Origin of the sequence: Moorena sp. SIO2C4, from assembly GCF_010672485.1 — a bacterium.
Classification (GTDB): domain Bacteria; phylum Cyanobacteriota; class Cyanobacteriia; order Cyanobacteriales; family Coleofasciculaceae; genus Moorena; species Moorena producens.
The window spans coordinates 6053-14825 of sequence record NZ_JAAHGN010000058.1 but is presented as its reverse complement, the minus strand read 5'-3'; the positions used below and the strand labels follow the sequence as shown (position 1 = coordinate 14825).

The following is an 8773-nucleotide window of genomic DNA, read 5'->3' as shown; positions in this document are numbered from 1 at the left end:
TAGTTCTAGTTCTTCCTCGGAAGGAATTGGGAAGTGTTCTACTGCTGGCAAATATACTTTAAAGTTAGTACCTACGCCCAATTCACTATACACATTTACAAAACCGCCGTGACTTTTCACAATACCTCTGACAGTAGACAAACCCAGTCCTGTACCTTGACCGATTTCTTTAGTAGTGAAAAATGGCTCGAAAATTCTTGGCTGTATTTTCAGGGGAATACCAATGCCACTATCAGCAACGGTCACCACAATGTAGGGACCGACATCGGCATCAATATGCATCCTGGCATAGTTTGGATCTAAAAAAATATTTTGAGCAGACAATGTCAACGTTCCACCATCAACCATAGCATCACGAGCATTGATGCAGAGGTTCATCAAAACTTGGTGCAGTTGTGTGGCATCCCCAGATACAGACCAAAGATTGGGGTCTATATCCGTAGACAATTCAATGGATCTGGGAAATGTTTCTAGGATAATGTGGCGAATTTCCCGAATCAAATGCCTGACTTGTAAAACCGTTCGTTGACCTGTAATACCCCGAGCAAAGGATAAAACTTGCTTGACTAAACCAGCCCCCCGCCTAGCATTATTCTCTACAGTTTTTAGGAGTTGCAAATGCCGCTGATCTGAGATTTTCAGCTGCAACAGTTGAGCTGACATTAGAATAGGAGCTAATAAGTTGTTCAAATCATGGGCAATGCCCCCAGCTAAGGTACCAATGCTCTCCATGCGCTGAGCGTGGAGAAACTGGGTTTCCAGTTGTTTTTTTTCAGTGATATTAGTATTGACAATCAAGATTGATTTGGCCTGTCCCTGAGGATTTTGCACCAAAGTCCAGCGACTTTCAACAATAATTTCTTTGCCATCTTTGGTGACTTGATTCAACTCACCATACCACTCCCCTGTTTTGGCAACACTTTGGTCTGCCTCGGCTAGGTCAGCTGGTGCTTGTTCGTACAGCAGTAGATGCTCTTTTTTTCCAATCACTTCTGCTGCCTGCCAACCGTATAGACACTCCGCTCCTTTATTCCAAAATGAGATAGTATTGTCTAGATCCCGAACCAGAATGGCATCGGTTGCCACATCCAACAACGCTGCTTGTTCCCGAATTTTTTGTTGCGCTTGCTGGCGCTCAAGGGCATAGCGGATGGAACGCTCTAGTAAAGGTCCTCTAAGTTGACTCTTATCCAGGTAATCTGCTGCCCCAGCTTTCATGGCTTCCATGTCAACCTCATGGTCTCCCTGAGCAGTTAGGAGGATAATCGGTGCTGTACACCCCCTGGCAATGGCTTCACCTAGGAGTTCAAGTCCATTATGCTCACCAAGACGGTAGTCCAGTAGATAAACATCATGGTGGTTCTGACCAATCATTTCTAAGCCCTTAGCATAGGTTGCCACCCAAGTCAAGCTAAATCTAGCTCTCCGGTTTTCCGACAGTAAATCACGAGTTATAATATAGTCATCTTCGTCATCATCAACGAGTAATACGTTAACCAAAGGGTTGTACATTGGTCTGGCACCAGAGGAATCGAAGGAAATTAGTCGAGGGTGGTGAGTTCTGAGTTCTGAAAAGGGTAAGCAATTTGCTGGCTTTGTGATCAACGAACATTGATGAGGGTCGGTTTTGGAAATAGTCCTGAGTGGATCAGTTTTTAGTGATACAGTAGAAACATCAGTAGAAACATCAGAACGTTCAGCTGGCGGTTGTGAGTATTTACTCATGGTAGTCGGTTAGGGCAATCTATTCCCTTCGGGGGGCAATTCGGCGATGTCCAACCAGTACTTTTTTAACGTTTCCATCACCTCAATTAGGGAACTATAGGTGACAGGCTTAACGATGAAAGAATTTGCTCCTAAGTTATAACTGTGATAGATATCTTCTTCAGCCTTTGAGGTAGTCAGCACTACAACTGGTATAACTCGTAGATTAGGATCAGCCCTAATTTCTCTGAGGGCCTCACGACCATCTTTTTTCGGCATATTCAAATCCAGTAGGATTAAACTTGGACGAGGGGACATGCTCGCCTGCCTGTGTTTACCACGGTGATACAGATAATCCATCAATTCCTCGCCATCACTGACAAAGTATAGCTCATCGGTCAACTGACTCTCTAACAGAGCCTCCCTTGCCAATAGACAATCATCCGGATCATCATCTGCCATTAAAATTATCACGGGATTTCGGCTTTCATTCACTCAGCATTATCTCCTCGACCAAAAATTATAAAGGAATTATAAAGGCATTATGAAGGGGTTATGAAGTATAAAGGTGTAAATTTGAAGTATTTTATGGATTAGTCACTCAACTACTAGTATGTTTTCATTATTTAACGTTTAAGCTTAAACCTTTAACCTTTAACCTTTAACCTTTAACCTTTAACCTTTAACCTTTAACCTTTAACCTTTAACCTTTAACCTTTAACCTTTAACCTTTAACCTTTAACCTTTAACCTTTAACCTTTAACCTTTAACCTTTAACCTTGGCCTTTCGGCCACGCTACGCGAACAATCTTCCAGCTTCAATTTTGTTTAATCGGCACCCTAACAATAAACTTAGCCCCCTGTCCTGGTGTGCTCTCTGCCATGATGCTACCATTATGGCGTTCCACAATTTTACGGCAGATAGCTAGACCGATGCCGGTTCCTTCATATTCGCTGCGACCATGGAGCCGTTGAAAGGTTTGGAAAATGCGATTGCCATACTTGGGGTCAAACCCAATACCATTGTCTTCGACTATGATCTGACAACGCTGATTAACGGTTGCGCCTCCATAACTTAAGGGAAAACTTTCCTGAAGCAGTTGGCTATAAATTTTAACGAGGTTACCTCTTGGTTCTGGTCGGAATTTAAGTCCGTTACTGATCAGGTTTTGCAAAAGTTGACGCATTTGCACTGGATCAGCTTCAATAGTATGTAGTTCACCGACTTCCACTACGCCACCAGATTGCTGGATACGTAGTTCTAAATCAGAGAGTACCTCTTGCACCACTTGAGCCAGATTAGTCGCAACCAAAGGTCTGGCCTTGGTGGTCACCCGGGAAAGGCTAAGCAAGTCATTGATTAACACCTGCATCCGTGCTGCAGCATTCTGCATCCGTTCCAGGTAGTCCTGACCCTGCTCCGTTAACTGTTCATGATACTTTGTCTGAAGGCGATCGCCAAATGCCTGAATCTTGCGCAGGGGTTCTTGTAGATCGTGGGATGCTACATAGGCAAACTGTTGCAGTTCAGCATTAGAACGGGCAAGTTCCTGACGCTGACGGGTTTCTGTTCCTAAAAGCTGGGCTTGGGCTAAGGCAATACCAATTTGGTCGGCCAGTTGTTGCAACAATTCACTTTCAAAGTTAGTCCATTGTCGTGGATTCGAACACTGATGGGCAATGAGCAAACCCCAAAGTTGGTCTTGTTGCTGAATTGGCACCACTAGGTTAGCTTTTACCCCAAACTGTTGCAGCATTTCTACATGGCAAGCTTGGATATCAGATTTTTCTAAGTCACAGATGTTGCTAACCCTTCCCTGACGATACTGGTCCAGGTACTCTTCATGAAAGCAAGGATCTTCGATGCTTTGTCCGAGCATGATTGGCCAACCAGGTACTACTGCTTCTTGAAGCACTTTCCCCCAGCCATCAAAACTCAGTTGGAACAGTACAACTCGGTCAGCCTTGAGAAATTGTTGCACTTCTGTAACCGCCGTTTGCAGAATCTGATCCAGTTGTAGAGACTGGCGGATTTTCAGGGTAATTTCTGAAAACAATTGCGATCGCTGATTTTGGCGCTTGAGTTCTTGCTCTGCTAACTTACGCTCAGTAATGTCATCCACCACATAGGAAAATCGGGGGCGAGGAGTGGTTGTGTCGGGAATTGGGCATACAGTGGCGCATAACCAGCGGGTATCGGTTTCAGTGGTGTGATCATACTCGAAGGAAATGGGCTGATTGCTTTGTTGGCTTTCTCGGTAATGGGTAATCCACCGATGGATATGAGTTTTGGGTGCCCCCAACTCACTGGCTAACCGATTCTGCATGGCCTCGGGTGTAGTCCCGAAAAAATTCGCTGTACTGTTATTATCAGAAATATGCAGGATGTCATCATCCAACAGTTCCACGACCCCCATCAATAGTGCGGAACTGTTGAAAAAACTACGCAGGGTCGATTCACTACCGAGCAGTGCAGCTTCTGCCTGTTGGCGCTCTATTTCCGCTTGATGAGCTGCAATTAATCGACCAAGACTTTGAGCCATTAATTCTACAATTTCCCGTTCGTGAGGCTGGAAATCCCTTTCTCTGACCTGGGTTGAGGAAAAATTGAGGGAGCCGTAGACTTCACCATAGACAAATATGGGAGTCCCGATATAGGACTCAAGTTTTAGAGTTTGGTAGACTCGATGAGCATGCATTAGCTCCATCTCACCTACATGAGTATAGGAAATGGTCTTTTTTTCGCGAACGACTACAGCACAATAGGTATTTTTTAATTCAAACTCTGAGCCAGAGACTAACCCTTCTAGATCAGACCTGACCGACAGGATGGTGTAGGAATTAAGGTGTATTTGACTAATAATGCCAGTGGGCATGCCTAAAATTTCACAACCCGTCTCCAGATAGTCAGTATACAGCAAGTCAAAGTTTTGGTAATTGGTGGTATTCAGCCGATGTAGGTGTTTGAGGTTGTTACTGAAGGTTTCCAGAGCCTGAGACTTTTGCAAAAGTTGCTCGTCTGCGTGCTTGTGTTCAGTAATGTCCCGCCCTACTGCCTGGAGCTCAATTAATTGACCATGCTCGTTAAAGATGGCACGATCGCTCCACTGCTGCCAGCGAATCTCTCCTGTGGGCATAATCACCCGGTGTTCAACCGTTTCTACCGGATTCTCCGGGCTTAGAGAAGTAATACACTGTTCTAGCCTTTTGAGATCCTGATCGGGAATCAATGGCAAAAACCGTTGCCCAATCAACTCTTGCTCTGACTTGCTGAAATAGCGACAGTAGGCACCATTGACAAAGGTAAGAGTTCCATCAGGACGGAAACGACAGATCAGTTCTGTTTGATCTTCGACAATAGCGCGATAGCGAGCCTCGCTCTGATACAATTGCTGCTGATTTTGCTCCCGCTCGGTAATATCATGGTTTAGACCAATGGTTGCCACCATATTGTCTTGCTGATCATAAAGAGGTACTACCACCGTTTCACACACCCCACACTTGCCATCTTTGCCAATAAAGTGAATCTCCCCAGACCAACGTCCCGAACTGGTCATCTCCTGGATAATCTGCTCGGTTAGAACAGCCGCCTCTTCCGGTCGGTGCAAAATCCCTGCAGTTTTACCCAATACCTCAGCTTTGGTGTAGCCGAATATTCGCGCTGAAGCAGGATTCCAATCAATTATCCTACCGGCTAAGTCCGTGATTATGATCCCATCGAAGATACTCTCAAAAATCAGACCCTGTCTACGCAGGGCCTCTTCCGCCTGTTTGCGCTCAGTGATATCAATGGAAGAACCAATGTAACCGGCAAAGTCCCCATTGGGGGTAAATCGGGGAGTGCCTATATCTAATATCCAACGATACTGCCCATCCCTACGTCGCAAGCGGTACTCCATGCGAAAATTTTCTCTGGCGTCGAAGGCAGATATATAGGTATTGAAGCTGAACTCTAGGTCATCAGGATGCACCCCTTCAGCCCAGCCCTTGCCCAATTCAAGTTCGAGGGTCTTACCGGTGAAGTTCAACGAAAGCTGATTGAAAAAGTTATAAAGTTTATCAGTGCCTGACATCCAGATCATTACTGGGGCATGATCAGCCATCATCCGGAAGCGAGCTTCACTCTCTTCGAGGCTGGCTTGCTTTTGTTTGGCCTCGGTAATGTCCCGTGCGATCGCATAAATTAAACCATCGTTCACTACTGGATAAGCAGCCCAGGCTAGCCATTTATAAGACCCATCTTGACAGCGATAGCGATTCTCGAAGTAGACAGTAGGGATGCCAGTCCCCAATTGTTCTATTTCCGCCCTGGTTGCTCCTCGGTCATCGGGATGGACAAAATTGAAAAACGTGGTGCTTTTTAGTTCTGCTTCGGTGTAACCCAAGGTGCTAGTAAAGGAAGGACTCAAGCGCTTAAAGTAGCCATCGAAACCAGCTATACACAGCAAATCCAGGGAGAGGTCAAAAAAGCGATCGCGTTCTTGCTGGATCCGTTTCCATTCAGTAATGTCACGAGTAAAACATCGGGTATGGACAAATTTGCCATTTTTCCAGAGGACATTAGAGTTAATCAGCACATGGCGAATCGAGCCATCTTTGCACAAGAGTCTGGCTTCGTAGTTTTTTAAGGTTTCTTCAGCAGTTAGTCTGGCCAGGATATCTTCAATTACCTCTTGCTCCGGGTAAAATTCACCAATGTGGTGACCGATATACTCGTCGGCGTTGTAACCCAGCAGATCTAACTCTGCCTGATTAGCCCACAGGATAATGCCATTGCTATCCACGCAATGGAGACCAACGCAGCCATTTTCTAAAAAATCCAGCAGTTCTTGGTCAACCTGGGTAAATTCAGGTTCAAAACCTTGGTTTTCTAACTGAGGCTGCTGTAAATCCGCTAACTGTTGTTTTAGCTCCAGTTGGCTGATCAGTTGACGACTTAAGGCTTGTAATCCCGCTAACTGTTGTGGCTGAAGTTCCTTTGGCACTTGATCGATTACGGCAAGTGTTCCCAGAGGGTATCCCTCAGAGGTAATTAGGGGAACTCCAGCATAAAACCGAATATGAGGCTCAGCAGTAACTAAAGGATCAGTGGCAAACCGTTGATCAGCCAGGGTATCCTGAACTACCAATACCTCAGCTGACTCAATCCGATGGCCGGATAAAAAGGTATTTTGACTTATTGACGTTTCATCTAAGCCCAGATTAGACTGACACCATTGACAGTAACAGTCAATCAGGGTAATCAGAGCCATGGGCGTTTGGCAAATTTGTGCGGCTAATGCTGTGACATCATCAAACGCCTGTTGGAGCTCAGGGTCAGTAATTCTTTTATAAGAGTTTTGGGCTGCCAGCTTTGCTGGTTCATCAGCCTCTTCTCCTCCTGCCATCAAATAATCTCCAAACGGGTTATAATCAGCCCTAGTTATGATCAGCCCTAGGTTGGCTGTTGCTCAAGACGATAAGACTGATCACTGATCAGCTAGGATGAGCTTGACTTGAATTAGCTTGAGGTTAAGGATAGGTAGCATCAATGGATTAACGGCAGATGTTTGTGGGCTACTGAGAAATAGCCCTCCACAACGCCATCATTGCCCTTGTCAGAGAAAAAACTTCTGATTTAATTTAATATTATTTGAATATTATTTAGGTATACTATCTGAATTTAGAGCACCTGCTCCTAATTTTTAAAGTATTTTAAACAAATCGGAACATGGGGCTAAGGTTGGGTATTGATTAAATCCAACCAACAAATATAAATAAACTATATTATAGCTGAATTTGTTACTAATCTTAACACTTCTTAGAATTCTCAGGCAATGACTCCCCTGCCCAAGATCACTGAAAAGCAAACGGTAGATAGTTTTTCAATCACCATCGCTCCCTTATCCCTATCAGAACTTTACGCCCTTGCTGAAGATCCGGCTAATGGAGCTGTGGTGATGATGAGTGGCACAGTCCGTAATCAGACTGATGGGAAACCAGTGGTAGCATTAGAGTATCAAGCTTATGAGCCCATGGCATTACGGGTATTTTCCTCAATTGCTGCCCAGATTCGTGCCTCATGGTCTGATGTGAATCGGGTGGTAATCCATCATCGCATCGGTCGCTTAAAAATTGGGGAAATTAGCGTGTTAGTCGCTATTGGCTGTCCTCATCGTTCAGAAGCCTTTGCAGCTTGTAAATATGCTATTGACACCTTGAAGCATAATGCTCCGATTTGGAAAAAAGAGCATTGGGATGATGGTTCCAGCACTTGGGTCAGTATTGGGGCGTGTGAGCAATCATAATGAAGAATGAAGAATGAAGAATGAAGAATGTAGAATGTAGAATGTAGAATGAAGAATTATAGAATAGCTCCCTGTAGCACCAACTTTTTTACTTATCGTTTTAATCGTTTTAGTGATTGAGCGATCGCTTTTTCTAATTCCACTTTACTCAAGTAAAATTGTAGGGTGGGCATTGCTCTCGGAATATCATGATTGAACAGCTATCAATGATATGGGCAATGCCCACCAATACCCTAGGGTGGGCAAAGACTGATGTAAATTCCAGAATGTTTGGGAGTTGGAAACAGGCCTAAGGTATCCTGGTTGGTGGGCATTGCTCAGATGAATTCTGCCTGGGTTGGGGGTTGATTTCAAGCAATGCCCACCCTACAACTAAATTCTAAATTCTAAATTCTAAATTCTAAATTCTATCTACTTATCGTTTTAGTGATTGAGCGATCGCTTTTTCTAATTCCACTTTACTCAAGTAAAATTGTAGGGTGGGCATTGCTCTCGGAATATCATGATTGAACAGCTATCAATGATATGGGCAATGCCCACCAATACCCTAGGGTGGGCAAAGACTGATGTAAATTCCAGAATGTTTGGGAGTTGGAAACAGGCCTAAGGTATCCTGGTTGGTGGGCATTGCTCAGATGAATTCTGCCTGGGTTGGGGGTTGATTTCAAGCAATGCCCACCCTACAACTAAATTCTAAATTCTAAATTCTAAATTCTAAATTCTATCTACTTATCGTTTTAGTGATTGAGCGATCGCTTTTTCTAATTCCACTTTACTCAAGT

The 8773-nt window shown here is 44.3% G+C and carries 4 protein-coding genes and 1 pseudogene; 1 reads left to right on the top strand and 4 read right to left on the bottom strand.

Features of this window, described 5'->3' with window-relative positions:
• From F6K20_RS05595 to F6K20_RS40505, 4 genes and pseudogenes are all read right to left on the bottom strand, one after another.
• Positions 1–1512, bottom strand: a 1512-nt coding sequence (locus F6K20_RS05595; protein ID WP_502708813.1) for a two-component system sensor histidine kinase NtrB, incomplete at its 3' end; no start/stop codon positions are given.
• A 222-nt stretch (positions 1513–1734) separates the two neighbouring features.
• A complete protein-coding gene (locus F6K20_RS05590) occupies positions 1735–2166 on the bottom strand; it encodes a response regulator (protein WP_008186031.1) in 432 nt (143 codons plus the stop codon).
• A 356-nt stretch (positions 2167–2522) separates the two neighbouring features.
• Positions 2523–4247 carry a PAS domain-containing sensor histidine kinase gene (locus tag F6K20_RS40510; protein ID WP_502708812.1) on the bottom strand — a complete coding sequence of 575 codons (1725 nt, stop codon included), beginning with the start codon at positions 4245–4247 and terminating at the stop codon, positions 2523–2525.
• A pseudogene (locus F6K20_RS40505) lies at positions 4239–7091 on the bottom strand (PAS domain S-box protein); the annotation flags it as partial. The pseudogene F6K20_RS40505 and the gene F6K20_RS40510, both read right to left, overlap by 9 nt.
• Positions 7092–7520: 429 nt before the next feature.
• On the opposite strand from F6K20_RS40505, the gene F6K20_RS05580 reads away from it, so the two are divergent.
• On the top strand, positions 7521–7991 hold the full coding sequence (locus F6K20_RS05580; protein WP_287265686.1) for a molybdenum cofactor biosynthesis protein MoaE: 471 nt from the start codon (positions 7521–7523) through the stop codon (positions 7989–7991).
• Positions 7992–8773: the final 782 nt, after the last annotated feature.

Coding starts and splice junctions, on each gene's coding strand:
- F6K20_RS05590 (WP_008186031.1), bottom strand. CDS start 2,166: ATGGCAGATGATGATCCGGATGATTGTCTATTGGCAAGGGAGGCTCTG.
- F6K20_RS40510 (WP_502708812.1), bottom strand. CDS start 4,247: ATGGCTCAAAGTCTTGGTCGATTAATTGCAGCTCATCAAGCGGAAATA.
- F6K20_RS05580 (WP_287265686.1), top strand. CDS start 7,521: ATGACTCCCCTGCCCAAGATCACTGAAAAGCAAACGGTAGATAGTTTT.